The sequence below is a fragment of the Pseudomonas sp. 14P5.3.2 genome (assembly GCF_057799175.1).
Genome location: NZ_JBYOKU010000016.1, coordinates 75938 through 95572 on the forward strand (window position 1 = coordinate 75938; position 19635 = coordinate 95572).

Sequence of the window (19635 nt, forward strand, 5' to 3'; positions counted from 1 at the left end):
TTACTCCTTGTCCTTGAGGACGTCGGGCAAGTACGCCCGATGGAAACCGTTGAACGACTCGCTGTGGCTCGCCTTGTGCAACGGCCATGCGCGGCTGCCGAGACTGGCCGCGCCATCGATTTTCAAGGTGCTGCCGCTGATGAACGCCGCCGCCGGACTGAGCAGGAAAACGATCGCCGCACTGACTTCCGATTCGGTACCGATGCGCTTGAGCGGCACATGTTCGCGCAGGGTCGGGATCACTGCTTTGAACGCGCCCTCATAAGTATCCATGCCGCTGGACGCGATCCAGCCCGGCGCCACTGCATTGACCCGCACCCCGGCGTAACCCCATTCGAACGCGGCGGTCTTGGTGAAGTTGTCCATCCCCGAACGTGCCGCGCCGGAATGGCCCATGCCGGGCATGCCGCCCCACATGTCGGCGAGCATGTTGACGATGTTGCCACCGTGCTTGCTCATCGACTGGTTGAACACTTCCCGGGCCATCAGGAAGCCGCCGACCAGATTGGTCCGCAGCACGGTTTCGAAGCCTTTCTGATTGATCGAGGCCAGTGGCGACGGGTACTGGCCGCCGGCATTGTTGACCAGACCGTGGATCGGCCCGTGTTCGGCGATCAACTCAGTGACCAGTTGTTTCACCGCTTCCTCATCACGGATATCGCAGGCTTGCCAGTGCGCGCGGCCACCGTCTTCGGTGATTTCAGCGGCGACCTTTTGCAGTTTTTCCGGCTTGCGCCCGACCAGCAGCACATTGGCCCCGAGCGCCGCCAGTTCATGCGCGGTGCAGCGCCCGATGCCGCTGCCGCCACCGGTGACGATGATGTTCTGGCCGCTGAACAGATCGGTACGGAAAATTGACTCATAAGCCATGACGCGAATCCTCTAGTCGAGCTGTTCGGCGATGCTCTGCGGCACCGGGATCTGGATTTCCAGCAACTGCTGGGCGAAGGCCTTGCCCTGTGGATCGATACGCAGACTCGCGACACCGCCACCACCGAGGGCGTTTTCCAGCAGGAAATTCAGGCTGTGGGTGCCGGGCAGGTACCAGCGCTCGACCCGGCCATGAATCGGGTCGAGCACGTGGCTCATCCAGTCGACAATCACTGCCGGGGTCAGCGCTTCGGCGATCCACGGCAGGTATTCGGGGCGGCGCGGCAAGACGCCGATGTTGCTGTGGTTGCCCTTGTCGCCGGAGCGCGCCACCGCCAGTTTCACCAACGGCACACTGGCGTCGGCGCGGCCCTGGGGTTTCGGTGGCTGGTCGGGGGTGGGCAGATCGTGGCTGTCGAGTGGTGTTTGCGCGGGCAGGGCGCAGGGGTGCTGTTCACCGGCCATATCGACTTGCAGGGTGCAGGCGTTTTTATCGATCAGGAACGAGAACAGGCGAATCAACGGATATACCGTCGGCCGTCCGCCGACGATGCCGGTCAGCCCCGGAGCCATGCCGGTGGCAGCCTGGGCGATTTCCCGGGAGAACAGGATCAGCGCCGGTTTCAGTGGATGGCGCACCGCGAGTTTGATCACCACCTCGCGGCTGTCACGACGCTGGCCGTGCGGGCCGTAAGTGGCTTCGCTGCCGAGCAGTTCGATGTCGACTTCGGTGTAGGGTGGCCAGCCGCGCTGGCTGAACATTTCTGCAGTCTTGTCGATGATTGCCTGACTGACGCGCCGCGCCTTGTCCACCGCATCGATACCGGCGATCAGGCAACTGGCGGTGCAGCGGAAACCGTCCGGCCAGGTTGCGCTGACCTTGTATTTATCGCTGGGCGGCAGGCCTTTGGCGCCGTGGACGTGCACGGCGTTTTTGCCCTGTTGCTGCAGTTTGACCTGAGTGAAATCGCAGACCACATCCGGCAACAGATACGCCTGCGGATCACCGATTTCATAAAGCATCTGCTCGCCAACTGTCAGCGGCGTCACCAATCCGCCGGAGCCTTCGGGTTTACTGACGATGAACTGGCCGTCGGCGCTGACTTCGACGATGGGGAAACCGATGTGTTCGTAATCCGGCACGTCGCGCCAGTCGGTGAAGTTGCCACCGGTGCATTGCGCGCCGCATTCGATGATGTGCCCGGCCAGCGCGGCCTGGGCCAGTTTGTCGTAGTCGTGCCACGCCCAGCCGAATTCATGTACCAGCGCCGCACTGACCACCGCGCTGTCGACCACGCGCCCGGTGATGACGATGTCGGCGCCCAGGCGCAGGGCTTCGACGATGCCCGGTGCGCCGAGGTAGGCGTTGGTCGATACGCACATCGGCGGCAGCGGCGTGCCGTTGAACATTTCGTGGATGCCTTGGGCGGCAAGTTGCTTGAATTGCGGTTGCAGGTCATCGCCGAGCAGCACGGCGATTTTCAGCTTGACCCCGGCCTTGTCGCAGGCGGCTTGCAGGGCGGCGGCACAGGCTTTTGGATTGATCCCGCCGGCATTGCTGATGACGCGGATTTTCTGTTCAGCCAACTGCGGCAGCAGCGGCGCGAGCACTTCGACGAAGTCCCCGGCGAACCCGGCCTGCGGGTCCTTCATACGGGCGCCGGCCATGATCGACATGGTGATCTCGGCCAGGTAATCGAACACCAGATAATCCAGCTGACCGCCGGCCACAAGTTGTGCGGCGGCAGTATTGGTGTCACCCCAGAATGCGCTGGCGCATCCGATCCGAACGGTGGTGGGCATTTTTATCTCCGACTCAGGGACCTGCGACAGAAGTGTCTGGAGGCTACCAAGCAAGCGCTTGGTTTGTAAACCACTGAAATATCTTCTGCCCAAGCGCTTGCTTGGTTGCGGCCCGCGGCTTAAATTGCGCGCAACCCTGCGTGTTCAGGGGGCAACAGACTGATCGACTGTAGGAGAGAACGGGTGGACGAGCAAAAAGCCCTGAGGGTCATGCGCGAACTGGTCGACCAAGGCCAGTTGACCGACCCTGACAGTGCCCGCGGCAAACTGCTGCAAGTGGCGGCTCACCTGTTCCGCAACAAGGGCTACGAGCGCACGACGGTGCGTGACCTGGCGGGGGCGGTGGGGATTCAGTCCGGGAGCATTTTTCATCACTTCAAAAGCAAGGATGAAATCCTCCGTGCGGTGATGGAGGAGACCATCCGCTACAACACCGCGCTGATGCGCGCCGCGCTGGCCGAAGCCACCAATGTCCGCGAGCGGGTGCTGGCGCTGATCCGCTGCGAATTGCAATCGATCATGGGCGGCAGCGGCGAAGCCATGGCGGTGCTGGTCTACGAATGGCGCTCGTTGTCCGAAGACGGTCAGGCCCGGGTGCTGGCCCTGCGCGACGTCTACGAGGACATCTGGCTGCAGGTGCTGGGGGAAGCCAAGGAGGCCGGTTTTATCCGTGGCGACGTATTCGTTACCCGACGTTTTCTCACCGGCGCGCTGTCCTGGACCACCACCTGGTTCCGTGCCGGCGGCAGCCTGAGCCTCGATCAGTTGGCCGATGAAGCGCTGATTCTGGTGCTCGAAGAGCGTTAACCCATTTTTCTATAAGGTCGGGAAACTGGCTAACTGGGCGAAACCGCCTAGCTTGAATGCATTGATCGGTATTTTTTCGGGGAGTGGGGTGTTTTGAAGTCTTCGCCAATTCGGACGGCCACGGGTCTGGTACTCGTCGCGCTGACGGCATTTTCAGGGTTGCCTGCGCAGGCGGCGCAACTGGTTCGAGTGGGCGCCGCGCACTTTCCCCCTTACACCATTCGCCCGGAAAGCGGCGCCGATACCGGGCTGCTGCCGGAATTGGTCGAAGCGCTCAACGCGTTGCAGACGGACTATCAGTTTGTCTTGGTACCGACCTCGATTCCCCGGCGTTTCGGCGATCTGAAGGAAGGTCGCACCGACATGGCCATCTTCGAAAACCCCGAGTGGGGCTGGAAGGACATTCTACATACCACGGTCGATATGGGCTTGGAAGATGCCGAGATTTTTGTCGCGCAACGCAAAGATGCTCGCCAGGAAAACTATTTCGCCGATCTCAAGGGCAAGCGCCTGGCGCTGTACAGCGGTTATCACTATGAGTTTGCCAACTTCAATGCCGATCCCAAATACCTTGCTGATACGTTCAACGCCACGCTGACCTATTCCCACGACAGCAACCTGTTGATGGTTCTGCGCGGGCGCGCCGACATTGCCTTGGTGACGCGCTCATACCTGTTCGATTATCTGAAGCGCAATGAAAAGGTTAAAGATGAGCTGTTGGTGTCGCAGCGCATCGATCAGATTTATCACCACTACGCCATTTTGCGCCCGAGCGCACCGATCACCGGCGAGGCGTTCAGCAAGTTACTGCAGGGGCTGCGCAACAACGGCCAGATGCTGAAAATCTTCGAGCCGTACAAGATTGCCGTGGTGCCGGTGCCGCACCCCTGAGCGTTTTTCACCCCGGCGGCTAAATTTCCTCCCCTGGCTCACGTCCCATCGTTGAACTGTCGACGATTATCGTGAGCCCGACCCATGTCCAATCTGAATGACCTGACTGCCCTGGCCTTGCCTTCGGGCAGCCAATTGGTAGCCGATGCAACTGAAAGCCGTCTAAGCCTGAGCCTGGACGGGCAACCGCTGATTCGCCTGCGTATGGATCGTGACGGCAACGGCCCGATTCAGCTCGATGAGCGTTTTGCCCTGCCGCCCGGCCTGACGTTGTGGGCGGCCTGTTACTGGTTGTTCGCCCGTGAGCCGGAGCGCCAGCAGTTGCTCTGGCAGCTGGATCAGCCACCGACCGAAGCCTTGCTCAGCGGTTTGCTGGTGAGTACCGAGGTGGCCGGTGAGTATCGCTGCGAACGCACACTGTTCTGGCAACTGCCGCAGCCATGGCTCGGTACCTCGTTGAGCGGCAGCTACCCGCAGCAAATGGTGATCAGCCAGGGCAAACGCCATCCGCTGCGCCCGGTGAAGCCGCGCGGTGAAGTCTATCGGCGCTTCGATGCACGCCTCGGGGCGTGGATTTCCCTGCGCACGGTGGAAATCGAGCAGGATCTGGCGCGTTTCAACCGTTGGCAGAACAGTCCGCGGGTCGCCAGTTTCTGGCAGGAGGAGGGCAGTCTTGAGCAGCATCGCGAATACCTGAGCAAGCTCGACGCCGATCCGCACACCCTGACGCTGATCGGTTGTTTCGACGATCAGCCGTTTGCCTATTTCGAAGCCTACTGGGCCAAGGAAGATCGTATTGCGCCGTTCTACGACGCCGACAATTACGACCGTGGCATTCACATGCTGGTGGGGGAGGAGAATCACCGTGGCCCGCACAAAGTCGCGAGTTGGTTGTCGGCCCTGGTGCACTACCTGTTTCTGGATGATTCGCGCACTCAGCGCGTGGTTGCCGAACCGCGTGCCGACAACGCGAAGATGATCGGCCACATGCACAACCAGTGCTTCCACTGCGAGAAGGAATTCGACTTCCCGCACAAGCGTGCGGCGCTGATGATTCTGGGGCGTGAGCGGTTTTTCGATCGGTGCAAGCTGGCCTGAGGTTCAGGCCTCAAAGATCTACGTGATCTTGAGGCCGCATTCGCGAGCAAGCCCGCTCCCACATCGACCTGTGTACGCCGGTCAAATGTGGGAGCGGGCTTGCTCGCGAATGGCTTGACGCCGAATTCAGGGCTTAGCGACGACCCATCGAAGCCGCATCCCCACGACTGCCCGACACCTTGCGGCAGTGCACCAGCGCATCACGAATCATGAAGTTGACCAGGGTCGGCGAGACGCCGAGTTCCTTGGCGATGTCCTTTTGCGGCACCCCGTGCAGGCGGTACATCTCGAAGGCGTAGCGGGTGCGGCTGGGCAGTTCGGTGAGGGCGTCGGCGATGTGTTCCAGTGTCGAGAAATTGATGTGCGAGGTTTCTGGCGAAGCGCCTTGAATGACCACGTTCAACCCTTCCTCTTCCGGGCCTGCGTATTTCTGCTCCAGCGCCTGTTTGCGGTAGTGATCGATGGCCAGATTGCGCACGATCTGGAACAGGTAACTCAATTGAGCCTTGATTGACGACGTGATCGGTGGAGCCGACTGCAGCCGGAAGAACGCATCCTGAACCACGTCTTCGGCGCGCGAACGGCAGCCGGTAATGCGGGCTGCAATCTTCACCAGAATCAGTCGATTGTCGACGAAGGCCTGAAGTAGCGGTGAATCGCACCTGCTTGTGGATACTTGTTCCGTCATGGAAATCACCTTGCTGCCAATAGGTTAGTGGGACGCCTGGGGGACGGGGCCGTCCTACACATCGAGCGACAAATTATGTTGAATGATAATGATTGTCAATTGAGAAAGAGAACTAATGCTCCGTAAAGGTGCGAATCGAGAACTGCGACACACCGCCACACCTCGGCCCCCGTTGGCGATCCTGCGCGCCGACTAATTATTTCCACAGGTCATCCGTTCTCATTGGTGAATGTCTTCGGCGCACAGCCCCGGCCAGACAGCATTCCCAAGCCTCGCGCGGTCGGCACAGACCGCGCCCTGCACGCCCTCGACCGGCGTGACGCAGCAACCCGATTCCACTTAGCAAGCCGAATTCAGGCAGGAAACCTCATGACCGACGCGTTCGAACTCCCCAGCACTCTGGTCCAAGCCCTCCAGCGCCGTGCGGCACAGACGCCGGATCGACTGGCCCTGCGCTTTCTCGCCGAAACCGAGGAGCAGGGCGTGGTGCTCAGTTACCGCGAACTCGATCAGCGCGCGCGGACCATTGCTGCCGCGTTGCAGGCCCAGGCTGAATTCGGTGATCGCGCGGTGCTGCTGTTTCCCAGCGGCGCGGATTACGTCGCGGCGTTTTTCGGTTGTCTGTACGCCGGGGTGATTGCGGTGCCGGCCTATCCGCCGGAGTCCGCCCGTCGTCATCATCAGGAACGCCTGCTGTCGATCATTGCCGACGCCGAACCGCGCCTGCTGTTGACCAGCGCTGACCTGCGCGATGCCTTGCAGCAAATCGAAGGTGCGCCGCCGCTGCTGTGCGTCGATACGCTCGACAGCGCGCAGGCTGAACGCTGGGTTGAGCCGGCTCTGCCGCAAGATCACATTGCCTTCCTGCAATACACCTCCGGCTCCACCGCGTTGCCCAAAGGTGTGCAGGTCAGCCACGGCAATCTGGTGGCCAACGAGCTGCTGATTCGTCACGGTTTCGGCATCGACGTGAACCCCGATGACGTGATCGTCAGCTGGCTGCCGCTGTACCACGACATGGGCCTGATCGGCGGCCTGCTGCAACCGATTTTCAGCGGCGTGCCGTGCATCCTGATGTCACCTGCGTACTTCCTTGGCCGCCCGTTGCGCTGGCTCGAAGCGATCAGCCAATACGGCGGCACCATCAGTGGCGGGCCGGATTTCGCCTATCGTTTGTGCAGCGAGCGGGTCAGCGATTCGGCGCTGGAACGCCTTGATCTAAGCCGCTGGCGCGTGGCCTATTCCGGCTCCGAACCGATCCGCCTCGACACCCTTGAACGCTTTGCCGAGAAGTTCACCCCGTGCGGTTTCAGTGAAGACAGCTTCATGGCCTCCTATGGTCTGGCCGAGGCGACCCTGTTCGTCGCCGGCACCCCCCGTGGCGCTGGTATTCCTGCGCTGCGCGTCGATGATCAGGCGCTGGCGCAAAACCGCGCCGAGCCGGGCGACGGCAGCCCGATCATGAGTTGCGGCATCAGCCAGCCGGAGCATGCGGTGCTGATCGTCGATCCGGTAACGCTAAACGAACTGGCTGACAACCTCGTCGGCGAAGTCTGGGCCACCGGCCCGAGCATCGCCCACGGCTACTGGCGCAATCCCGAGGCCAGTGCCAAGACTTTCGTCCAGCACGCCGGCCGCACCTGGCTGCGCACGGGTGACCTGGGCTTCATCCGCGACGGTGAACTGTTCATCACCGGTCGCCTGAAAGACATGCTCATCGTGCGCGGCCACAACCTGTATCCGCAGGACATCGAGAAGACTGTCGAGAACGAAGTGGAAGTGGTGCGCAAGGGCCGCGTCGCGGCATTCGCGGTCACTCAGGACGGTGAAGAAGGCATCGGCATCGCCGCGGAAATCAGCCGCAGCGTGCAAAAAATCCTGCCGCCGGAAGCGCTGATCAAAGCCATTCGCCAAGCGGTGGCCGAGGCCTATCAACAAGCGCCGAGCGTGGTGGTGCTGCTCAACCCGGGCGCGCTGCCGAAGACGTCCAGCGGCAAGCTGCAACGCTCGGCGTGCCGCAATCGTCTGGCCGATGGCAGCCTCGACAGCTACGCGGTGTTCCCGTCCGCCGAGGTGCAAAGTACCGCATCGACCCTGGCAGCCTCCGAGCTGGAAGCCTTGATCGGCAAGATCTGGGCCGAACAACTCAACGTCAGACAGGTCGGTGCCGACGACCACTTCTTCCTGCTCGGCGGCAACTCGATTGCCGCCACGCAAGTGATCGCCCGAGTGCGTGAAGAACTGGCGCTGGAGCTGAATCTACGCCTGTTGTTCGAAGCCCCGACCCTGTCCGCGTTCGCCGCTGCCGTGGCGCAGCAGCAACAGGACGGCGGCAGCGCCCAAGGCGCAATCAACACCTTGTCGCGCAGCGAAGCACTGCCGCAATCGCTGGCGCAAAACCGGCTGTGGATCACCTGGCAACTCGACCCGCAAAGCAGCGCCTACAACATTCCCGGCGCCCTGCGTCTGCGCGGCGAGCTGGACGAAGACGCGTTGCGTGCGAGCTTCCAGCAACTGATCGAGCGCCACGAATCGCTGCGCACACGTTTCTTCGAACGCGACGGTGTGGCGCTGCAACAAGTCGACGCCGCACCTGAATTCAACCTGCAACTGATCGACATCAGCGACCTGCCGGCGCACGAGCGTGAAGCCCGCGCGCAACAGATCCGCGAGGACGAAGCGCGCACCCAGTTCGACCTGGAAAAAGGCCCGCTGCTGTGGGTGACGCTGGTGCGTCTCGACGACGAAGATCACCAGTTACTGGTGACGCTGCACCACATCATTGCCGACGGCTGGTCGCTGAACGTACTGATCGACGAATTCTCGCGCCTGTACGCTGCCGCCTCTCAAGGCCAGCGCGCCGAACTCGCGCCGCTGCCGACCCAATACGCCGACTACGGCAGTTGGCAGCGCCAATGGCTGGCGCAAGGCGAGGGCGAGCGGCAACTGGCGTACTGGAAAGCCCAACTGGGCGACGAACATCCGGTGCTGGAACTGGCCACCGATCATCCGCGTTCGGCCAAACAATTGCACAGCGCTGCGCGCCACAGTGTGCGCCTCGGGGTCAGCCTCAGCGATGCGATCAAGCAGACCGCCCAGGCTCACCAGTCGACGCCGTTCATGCTGTTGCTCTCGGCCTTCCAGAGCCTGCTGCACCGCTACAGTGGTCAGCGCGATATCCGCATCGGTATCCCCAACGCCAACCGTCCGCGCCTGGAAACCCAGGGCCTGATCGGCTTCTTCATCAACACTCAAGTGCTGCGGGCCGAGGTTGATTCACGGCTGTCATTTGTCGAGTTGCTGGCGCGGACCCGCGACGCTGCACTGGGCGCTCAGGCGAATCAGGATCTGCCCTTCGAACAACTGCTCGAGGCGTTCCCGCAGGCCCGCGAGCAGGGTCTGTTCCAGGTCATGTTCAACCATCAGCAGCGCGACTTGAGTGCGCTCAAGCGCCTGCCGGGCCTGCTCGCCGAAGAGTTGCCGTGGCACAGCCGCGAGGCCAAGTTCGACCTGCAACTGCACAGCGAAGAAGATCGCAACGGGCGCCTGACCCTGTCCTTCGACTACGCCGATGAGCTGTTCGACGCAGCGACCATCGCGCGTCTGGCCGAGCACTTCAGCAACCTGCTGCGCGCCGTCTGCGAACAGCCGCAACAGGCGATCGGCGACCTGCCATTGCTCACTCCGTGCGAGCACGAACAGCAGCAGGCATGGAGCATCGCCCCGTGCACCCCGGCGCAACAATGGCTGCCGGAACTGCTCAACGAACAGGCGCGGCAGACCCCGGAACGCACCGCGCTGGTGTGGGACGGCGGCAGCCTCGACTTCGCCGAATTGCACGCCCAGGCCAACCGCCTCGCGCATTATCTGCGCGACAAAGGTGTCGGCCCGGATGTGTGCGTGGCGATTGCTGCCGAGCGTTCGCCGCAACTGCTGATCGGTCTGCTGGCGATCATCAAGGCCGGTGGCGCGTATGTGCCGCTGGACCCGGATTACCCGGCCGAGCGCCTGGCTTACATGCTCAGCGACAGCGGCGTCGAACTGCTACTGACCCAGACCGCATTGCTCGACCGTCTGCCGGCCAGCGACGGCGTCAGCGTGATCGCCATGGACGCGCTGCATCTGGAGAACTGGCCGAGCCAGGCGCCGGGTCTGCACCTGCATGGCGACAACCTCGCCTACGTGATTTACACCTCCGGCTCCACCGGCCAACCGAAAGGCGTCGGCAACACCCACGCCGCGTTGGCCGAACGTCTGCAATGGATGCAGCACAGTTACCGCCTGAACGACAGCGACGTGCTGATGCAAAAGGCGCCGATCAGTTTCGACGTGTCGGTGTGGGAGTGCTTCTGGCCGCTGATCACTGGCGCACGTCTGCTGATCGCCGGCCCCGGTGAACACCGCGATCCGCATCGCATCGCCCAGTTGGTTCAGGAATACGGTGTGACCACGCTGCACTTTGTGCCGCCGTTGCTCGCGCTGTTCATCGACGAGCCGCTGAGCGCCGAATGCACCAGCCTGCGCCGGTTATTCTCCGGCGGTGAAGCGCTGCCGGCGGAACTGCGCAACCGCGTGCTGGCGCAACTGCCGGCGGTGCAACTGCACAACCGTTACGGCCCGACCGAAACCGCAATCAACGTCACCCATTGGCACTGCACCAGCGCCGACGGCGAGCGCTCGCCGATTGGCCGGCCGCTGGGCAACGTGATCTGCCGCGTGCTCGACGCCGATCTCAATCCCGTGCCGGCCGGTGTGCCGGGTGAGCTGTGCATCAGCGGCATCGGTCTGGCCCGGGGGTACCTCGCTCGCCCGGCGCTGACTGCGGAGCGTTTCGTGGTCGACCCACTGGGCGAGCAGGGCGCACGTCTGTATCGCACCGGTGACCGTGCACGCTGGACCGCTGACGGCGTGATCGAATACCTCGGGCGTCTCGATCAGCAAGTCAAACTGCGTGGTTTCCGCGTTGAGCCGGAAGAAATCGAAGCGCGCCTGCTGGCCCAGGACGGCGTCGCTCAAGCCGTGGTACTGGTGCGGGAAACCGCCGCTGGCGCGCAATTGATCGGCTACTTCACCGCCATCGATGCCCGCGAAGATCAGGACGCGCAAATCGCTCGTCTGAAAACCGCACTGGCCGCCGAACTGCCGGAATACATGGTCCCTGCGCAACTGATGCGCCTGGACGCAATGCCCCTGAGCCCGAGCGGCAAGCTCGACCGCCGCGCCTTGCCCGAGCCGCAGTGGCAGGTGCGTGAACACGTCGAACCGGTCACCGAACTGGAGCAACAGATTGCCGCAATCTGGCGCGAAGTGCTGGGTCTGCCTCAAGTCGGTCTGCGCGACGACTTCTTCGCCCTCGGCGGGCACTCATTGCTGGCCACGCAAATCATCTCGCGCAGCCGCCAGGCCTGTGACGTCGAGTTGCCGTTACGCGCCTTGTTCGAGCACAGCGAACTCGGTGACTTCGCCGAGCAGATCCGCCTGATCCAGGCCAGCGGCCAGACCAACCAGCAGCCGCCGATTGCCAAAGTCGATCGCCGCCAAGTCGTGCCGCTGTCCTATTCGCAACAACGCATGTGGTTCCTCTGGCAGATGGAGCCGGACAGCCCGGCGTACAACGTCGGCGGCATGGCGCGCCTGCGCGGCGTGTTGCATGTCGAGCATTTCGAGGCGGCCTTGCAGGCGCTGATCCTGCGCCACGAAACCCTGCGCACCACGTTCCCGAGCGTCGATGGCGTGGCCCGTCAGCAGGTGCATGCCGAGACCGGCGTGCGCATGGGTTGGAAAGATTTCTCGAAACTGCCGGCGGACCAGCGCGAGCAGAGGGTTCAGCAACTGGCCGACGAAGAAGCGCATCTGCCGTTCGATCTGGAAAGCGGCCCACTGCTGCGCGCCTGTCTGGTGAAGACCGCCGAGCAGGAGCATTACTTCGTCCTGACCCTGCACCACATCGTCACCGAAGGCTGGGCGATGGATATTTTTGCCCGCGAACTCAGCGCGTTGTACGAAGCCTTTGTCGATGACCGCGACTCGCCGCTCGAAGCGTTGCCGGTGCAGTACCTCGACTACAGCGTCTGGCAACGGCAGTGGCTGGAGTCCGGTGAACGTCAGCGTCAACTCGACTACTGGACCGCGCAACTCGGTCGCGAACATCCGCTGCTGGAACTGCCCGGCGACCGTCCGCGTCCGCCGGTGCAAAGCCACCAGGGCGAGCTGTTCCGTTTCGACCTGAGCGACGATCTTGCCGCCCGCGTCCGTGCGTTCAATGCGCAAAACGGTCTGACCCTGTTCATGACCATGACCGCCGCGCTCGCCACCTTGCTCTACCGCTACAGCGGTCAGACCGACCTGCGCATCGGCGCGCCGGTGGCCAACCGTATCCGCCCGGAAAGCGAAGGGCTGATCGGTGCGTTCCTCAATACCCAAGTGCTGCGCTGCCAGCTCGACGGGCAGATGTCGGTCGGCGAGTTGTTCGAGCAAGTGCGTCACACCGTGATTGAGGGCCAGTCGCATCAGGACCTGCCGTTCGATCATCTGGTCGAAGCGCTGCAACCACCCCGCAGCGCGGCGTACAACCCGCTGTTCCAGGTGATGTGCAACGTGCAGCGCTGGGAGTTCCAGCAGAGCCGCATGCTCGCCGGGATGACCGTCGAGTACCTGGCCAACGATGCGCGAGCGACCAAGTTCGACCTCAACCTGGAAGTCACCGACCTCGACCATCGCCTCGGTTGCTGCCTGACATACAGCACCGATCTGTTCGACGAGCCGACCATCGCACGCATGGCCAAGCATTGGCGCAACCTGCTGGAAGCGTTGATCGCCGACCCGCAACAGCGTTTGAGCCAGTTGCCGCTGCTAGACCAACCCGAGCAGCAACAACTGCTCGACAGCCTCGGTGTCGAACCGGGCGAACGTCGTCTCGATCAATGCCTCCATCACCTGTTTGCCGAACAGGCACTGGCGCGCAAAGACGCCCCGGCCCTGACCTTCGCCGGGCAGACCCTGAGCTACGCCGAACTTGATGCGCGGGCCAATCGCCTGGCCTGGGCCCTGCGTGAGCGTGGGGTCGGCCCGCAAGTGCGGGTCGGTCTGGCGCTGGAGCGTTCGCTGGACATGGTCGTCGGCTTGCTGGCGATCCTCAAGGCGGGCGGCGCTTACGTGCCGCTGGACCCGGAATACCCGCTCGACCGTCTGCACTACATGATCGAAGACAGCCGCATCGGTCTGCTGCTCAGCGACCGCGCGATGTTCAATGCGCTTGGCGATCTGCCGTCGAACGTGGCGCGCTGGTGCCTGGAAGACGACAGCGCGGCGCTGGCGGATTACCCGGCCACTGAGCTGCCCTTTATCAGCCTGCCGCAGCATCAGGCGTACCTGATCTACACCTCGGGTTCGACCGGCAAACCGAAAGGCGTGGTGGTGTCCCACGGTGAAATCGCCATGCATTGCCAGGCCGTGATCGAACGTTTCGGCATGCGCCCGGACGACTGCGAGCTGCACTTCTATTCGATCAACTTCGACGCCGCCACCGAGCGTCTGCTGGTGCCGTTGCTCAGCGGCGCGCAAGTGGTGCTGCGAGCGCAAGGGCAGTGGGATGCGGAAGAAATCTGCGGGTTGATCCGCACCCATCGGATCAATGTGCTCGGCTTCACCCCGAGCTACGGCAGCCAGCTGGCGCAGTTCCTCGCCACGCAGAATGAAACTCTGCCGGTGCGGATGATCATCACCGGCGGCGAAGCGCTGACTGGCGAGCACCTGCAACGGATTCGTGCTGCGTTCAAACCGAGTCTGTTCTTCAACGCCTATGGCCCGACTGAAACCGTGGTCATGCCGCTGGCCGGTCTCGCCCCGGAAGTGCTGGAAGAGGGCGCCGGCAGCGTGCCGATCGGCAGCGTGATCGGTGACCGCGTGGCGTACATTCTCGACGCCGATCTGGCGTTGGTGCCGCAAGGCGCGACCGGTGAGTTGTTCGTCGGCGGCGCCGGTCTGGCGCAGGGCTATCACGACCGTCCGGGCATCAGCGCCGAGCGTTTCGTGGCGGACCCGTTCGCCGCCGATGGCGGACGCATGTACCGCACCGGCGATCTGGTGCGCCAGCGTACCGATGGTCTGGTGGAATACCTGGGCCGGATCGACCATCAGGTGAAAATCCGTGGTTTCCGCATCGAACTGGGCGAGATTGAAACCCGTCTGCTCGATCACCACTCGGTCCGCGAAGCGGTGGTGCTGGCGCTGGATGCACCGAGCGGCAAACAACTGGTGGGTTATCTGGTCAGCGAAGTCGCCGAGCAAGGCGAAGCGCAACAGGCCGAACTGCGTGAAGCACTGAAGTCGCACCTCAAGGCACAACTGCCGGATTACATGGTGCCGACGCACCTGATCCTGCTGGCGAGCATGCCGCTGACCGCCAACGGCAAACTCGACCGCCGCGCCTTGCCGGCACCGGATCCCGAGCTGAACCGTCAGCACTACGTCGCCCCGAGCAATGAGCTGGAGCAGACCCTGGCGCAGATCTGGTGTGAGGTGCTTAACGTCGAACAGGTCGGCCTCAACGACAACTTCTTCGAACTCGGTGGTGACTCGATTCTTTCGATTCAAGTGGTCAGCCGTGCGCGGCAGCAGGGCATTCATTTCAGCCCGCGGGATCTGTTCCAGCATCAGACGGTGCAGACCCTCGCCGCTGTCGCCAGCCGCAGCGAGCAAGTCACTGCCGAGCAGGGACTGGTGGTCGGTGAGTCGGCCATGACGCCGATCCAGCACTGGTTCTTCGATACTGATATTCCTGAGCGTCAGCACTGGAACCAGGCGCTGCTGCTGGAGCCGAGCGTGGCGCTGGAACCGCATCGTCTGGAGCAGGCGCTATTGGCGGTGATAGAACAGCACGACGCCCTGCGTCTGCGCTTCACTCAGGCCAACGATCAATGGCAGGCAACGCATCAACCGGTGTCCGACGCCGAGGTGTTGTGGCAGGTGCGGGTGGCGGCGATGGACCAGTGCGCAGCGCTGTTCGCCGATGCCCAGCGCAGTCTCGATCTGCAAAACGGCCCGCTGCTGCGCGCCTTGCTGGTGGATGGTCCGCAAGGTCAGCAACGGCTGTTCATTGCGATCCATCACTTGGTGGTCGACGGTGTGTCTTGGCGCGTATTGCTCGACGATCTGCAAACCGTGTACCGCCAGCTCGATGCCGAACAGTCGGTAAAACTGCCGGCGAAAACCAGTGCCTTCAAGGACTGGGCTGCACGTTTACAGGCCTATGCCGGCAGCGAATCGCTGCGCGAGGAACTGAACTGGTGGCAGACCCAACTGGCCGGATCGAACGCCGAGCTGCCGTGCGAAAACCCGCAGGGCGGACAGCAGAATCGTCACGCGCAAACCGTCAGCGTGCGCCTGGATGCCGAGCGTACCCAACAACTGCTGCAACAGGCGCCGCGGGCCTACCGCACGCAGGTCAACGATCTGCTGCTGACCGCGCTGGCCCGTGTGCTGTGCCGCTGGAGCGGTCAGCCGTCGGCATTGATTCAACTGGAAGGCCACGGCCGCGAAACCCTGTTCGACGAGATCGACCTGACTCGCACCGTCGGTTGGTTCACCAGCGCCTATCCATTACGCCTGACCCCGCACAACATCGAAGAGGCCGCCGGGCAGGGCGCTTCGATCAAGGCGATCAAGGAGCAACTGCGCGCGGTACCGCACAAAGGTCTCGGTTATGGCGTGTTGCGTTATCTGGCCGATGACCTCAGCCAGCGCAGCATGGCGGCGTTGCCGAATGCCCCGGTGACCTTCAACTACCTCGGCCAGTTCGACCAGAGTTTCGCCAGCGATGCGCTGTTCCGTCCGTTGGACGAGCCGGTCGGTGCGGCCCACGATCCGCAGGCGCCGTTGCCCAACGAGTTGAGCATCGACAGTCAGGTGTACGGCGGCGAACTGTTGCTGCGCTGGACTTTCAGCGGCGAGCGTTACGAGGCGCAAACCATCAACGATCTGGCCGACGCCTACCTCGGCGAGCTGCAAAGCCTGATCGAACATTGCCTGCAAGACCAGGCCGGTGGCCTGACGCCGTCGGACTTCCCGCTGGCGAAACTGACCCAGGCGCAACTCGATGCACTGCCGGTGCCGGCGGCGCAGATCGAAGACGTCTATCCGCTGACGCCGATGCAGGAAGGCATGTTGCTGCACACCTTGCTCGAACCGGGCACCGGTCTGTATTACATGCAGGATCGCTACCGCATCAACAGCGAGCTCGATCCGGAGCGTTTCGCCCAGGCCTGGCAAGCGGTGGTCGCCCGTCACGAAGCGCTGCGTGCGTCGTTCTGCTGGAACGTCGGCGAAGACATGCTGCAAGTGATCCACAGCCCGGGGCGCACGCCGATCGAGTACCTGGACTGGAGCGCCGTTGCCGAAGAAGAGCAAGAACCGAAGCTGCAGGCGCTGCTGAAAAGCGAGCGCGAGGCCGGGTTCGATCTGCTCAATCAGGCACCGTTCCACCTGCGCCTGATCAAGGTCGGCGCGGCGCGTTACTGGTTCATGATGAGCAACCACCACATCCTCATCGATGCCTGGTGCCGCTCGCTGCTGATGAACGATTTCTTCGAGATCTACACCGCCCTCGGTGAGGGGCGCGAAGCACAGTTGTCGGTGCCGCCGCGTTACCGCGACTACATCGGCTGGCTGCAACGCCAGAGCCTGGCCGAGGCGCGCCAGTGGTGGCAGCAGAACCTGCAAGGTTTCGAACGCACCACGCCGATCCCGAGTGACCGACCGTTCCTGCGCGAACACGCCGGTGAAAGCGGCGGCATGATCGTCGGTGACCGCTACACCCGTCTCAACGTTGAAGATGGCGCCCGTCTGCGTGAGCTGGCCCAGGCCCATCAACTGACCATCAACACCTTCGCCCAAGCGGCATGGGCCTTGGTGCTGCGACGCCTGAGCGGTGATCGCGACGTGCTGTTCGGCGTGACCGTGGCCGGGCGTCCGGTGGAAATGCCGGAGATGCAACGCACCGTCGGCCTGTTCATCAACAGCATCGCGCTGCGGGTGCAGATCCCGGCGGACGATCAGCGCGCCAGTGTGCGCCAGTGGTTGAGCGGCCTGCTCGACAGCAACATGCAGCTGCGCGAGTACGAATACCTGCCGCTGGTGAACATTCAGGAGCAGAGTGAACTGCCGAAAGGCCAGCCGCTGTTCGACAGTCTGTTCGTGTTCGAAAATGCCCCGGTGGAAGTCTCGGTACTGGACCGCGCGCAGAGCCTCAATGCGACTTCGGACTCCGGTCGCACCCACACCAACTTCCCGCTGACGGCGGTGTGCTACCCGGGTGATGACCTCGGTCTGCATCTTTCGTATGACCAGCGCTATTTCGACGAGTCGACCATCGAGCGCATGCTCGGCGAGTTCAAGCGCCTGCTGCTGGCGCTGGTCGAGGGTTTCCACGGCGACATGGCTGACCTGCCGCTGCTGGGCGCCGAGGAACAGGACTTCCTGCTGCACGGTTGCAACCAGAGCGCCCACGATTATCCGCTGGAGCAGAGCTACGTGGCGCTGTTCGAAGCGCAGGTCGCGGCGCACCCGCAGCGCATCGCCGCCACTTGCCTCGATCAGCAACTGAGCTATGCCGCGCTCAACCACAACGCCAACCGTCTCGGTCATGCACTGGTTGCGGCCGGGGTGCAGATGGATCAACCGGTGGCATTGCTGGCCGAGCGTAATCTCGATCTGCTGGGGATGATCATCGGCAGCTTCAAGGCCGGTGCCGGTTACCTGCCGCTGGACCCGGGCCTGCCGAGCCAGCGTCTGCAGCGGATCATCGAGCTGAGCCGCACGCCGGTGCTGGTGTGCAGCGAAGCCTGTCGCGAACAGGCGCAGACCTTGCTCGATGAATTCAGCTGCGCCAACCGTCCACGGCTGTTGGTCTGGGAAGAGGTGCAGGCGTTGGCGACCTCCGCGGACAACCTCGGCATCCACAGTGGCCCGGACAATCTGGCTTACGTGATCTATACCTCGGGTTCGACCGGGTTGCCGAAGGGCGTGATGGTCGAGCAGCGCGGCATGCTCAACAACCAGTTGAGCAAGGTGCCGTACCTGAAACTGACGGACGCCGACGTGATCGCGCAGACCGCCTCGCAAAGCTTCGATATTTCGGTCTGGCAGTTCCTCGCCGCGCCGTTGTTCGGCGCGCGGGTGGACATTGTGCCGAACACCATCGCCCACGATCCGCAGGGCTTGCTGGTGCATGTGCAGGCGCAGGGCATCACCGTGCTGGAGAGCGTGCCGTCGCTGATTCAGGGCATGCTCGCTTCTGATCGCCTGAGCCTCGACGGCCTGCGCTGGATGCTGCCGACCGGTGAAGCGATGCCGCCGGAACTGGCGCACCAGTGGCTGCTGCGTTACCCGGACATCGGTCTGGTCAACGCTTACGGGCCGGCGGAGTGCTCGGATGACGTGGCGTTCTTCCGCGTTGACCTGGCCTCGACTCGCGGCAGCTATTTGCCGATCGGTACGCCGACCGACAACAACGTGCTGTACCTGGTCGATGGCGCGCTGGAACTGGTGCCGTTGGGTGCGGTGGGTGAGTTGTGCGTAGCGGGGACGGGTGTCGGTCGCGGTTACGTCAGCGATCCGCTGCGCACCGCGCCGGTGTTCGTGCCGAACCCGTTCGGCGTGCCGGGCGAGCGTCTGTATCGCACCGGTGACCTCGCGCGGCGGCGCAGTGACGGGGTGCTGGAGTACGTTGGCCGGGTTGACCATCAGGTGAAGATTCGCGGTTACCGGATTGAACTGGGTGAAATCGAGGCGCGTCTGCACGAACAGCCGGAAGTCCGCGATGCGGCGGTCGGCGTGCAGGAAGGCGTGAATGGCAAGCACTTGGTCGGCTATCTGGTCGCGGCGGATTCGGCGCTCAACCCGAGCGAACGTCTGGAGCGGATCAAGCAACGCCTGCGCAGCGAACTGCCGGAATACATGGTGCCGCTGCACTGGTTGTGGCTGGATCAGTTGCCGCACAACGCCAACGGCAAACTCGACCGCAAGGCCCTGCCGGCGCTGGAGATCGGTCAGTTGCAGAGCCAGGACTACCTGGCCCCGCGCAACGAGCTGGAGCAGACCCTGGCCGACATCTGGGCCGAAGTGCTCAAGGTCGACAAGGTCGGCGTGCGCGACAACTTCTTCGAACTGGGCGGGCATTCGTTGCTGGCCACGCAGATCGCTTCGCGGGTGCAGAAAACCCTGCAACGCGATGTGCCGCTGCGGGCGATGTTCGAGTGCAGCACGGTGCAGGAACTGGCCGAGTACATCGAAGGCCTGGCGGCCAGTGACATGACCGAGGACAAGGTGGATCGCTTGAATGATCTGATGGCGGAGCTGGAAGGCTTGTAATTCCGGCGTCTTCACCGGCCCCTTCGCGAGCAAGCCCGCTCCCACCATTGGAATGCATTCCCCTGTGGGAGCGGGCTTGCTCGCGAAAGCGTCAGTGAATTCAACACAAA

At 63.1% G+C, this 19635-nt stretch carries 7 protein-coding genes; 4 read left to right on the forward strand and 3 right to left on the reverse strand.

Annotated features, from left to right (window positions below):
• Together AC27VU_RS15210 and AC27VU_RS15215 are read right to left on the reverse strand one after the other, a co-directional pair.
• Positions 1-870 (reverse strand): SDR family oxidoreductase, encoded by an 870-nt coding sequence (locus tag AC27VU_RS15210; RefSeq protein ID WP_488724359.1) that lies wholly within the window; start codon positions 868-870, stop codon positions 1-3.
• A gap of 12 nt (positions 871-882) precedes the next feature.
• Positions 883-2673, reverse strand: coding sequence for an acyclic terpene utilization AtuA family protein (locus AC27VU_RS15215; protein ID WP_488724360.1), 1791 nt, complete (start codon positions 2671-2673; stop codon positions 883-885).
• Positions 2674-2856: 183 nt separating this feature from the next.
• On the opposite strand from AC27VU_RS15215, the gene AC27VU_RS15220 reads away from it, so the two are divergent.
• From AC27VU_RS15220 to AC27VU_RS15230, 3 genes are all read left to right on the forward strand, one after another.
• Positions 2857-3480, forward strand: a complete 624-nt coding sequence (locus tag AC27VU_RS15220; protein WP_045122564.1) for a TetR/AcrR family transcriptional regulator — start codon at positions 2857-2859, stop codon at positions 3478-3480.
• A 93-nt stretch (positions 3481-3573) separates the two neighbouring features.
• Entirely contained in the window at positions 3574-4371 is a 798-nt protein-coding gene (locus AC27VU_RS15225; RefSeq protein WP_488724361.1) for a substrate-binding periplasmic protein, read from the forward strand.
• Between the two features lie 84 nt (positions 4372-4455).
• The gene (locus AC27VU_RS15230) at positions 4456-5469 is read left to right on the forward strand and encodes a GNAT family N-acetyltransferase (RefSeq protein WP_488724362.1); all 1014 of its coding nucleotides are present in this window, start codon (positions 4456-4458) and stop codon (positions 5467-5469) included.
• Between the two features lie 133 nt (positions 5470-5602).
• Here AC27VU_RS15230 and AC27VU_RS15235 read toward each other — a convergent pair whose 3' ends face one another.
• Positions 5603-6157 carry an RNA polymerase factor sigma-70 gene (locus AC27VU_RS15235; protein WP_003226680.1) on the reverse strand — a complete coding sequence of 185 codons (555 nt, stop codon included), beginning with the start codon at positions 6155-6157 and terminating at the stop codon, positions 5603-5605.
• Between the two features lie 369 nt (positions 6158-6526).
• Here AC27VU_RS15235 and AC27VU_RS15240 point away from each other — a divergent pair, with 369 nt between their 5' ends.
• A complete protein-coding gene (locus tag AC27VU_RS15240) occupies positions 6527-19525 on the forward strand; it encodes a non-ribosomal peptide synthetase (RefSeq protein ID WP_488724363.1) in 12999 nt (4332 codons plus the stop codon).
• Positions 19526-19635 lie beyond the last annotated feature (110 nt).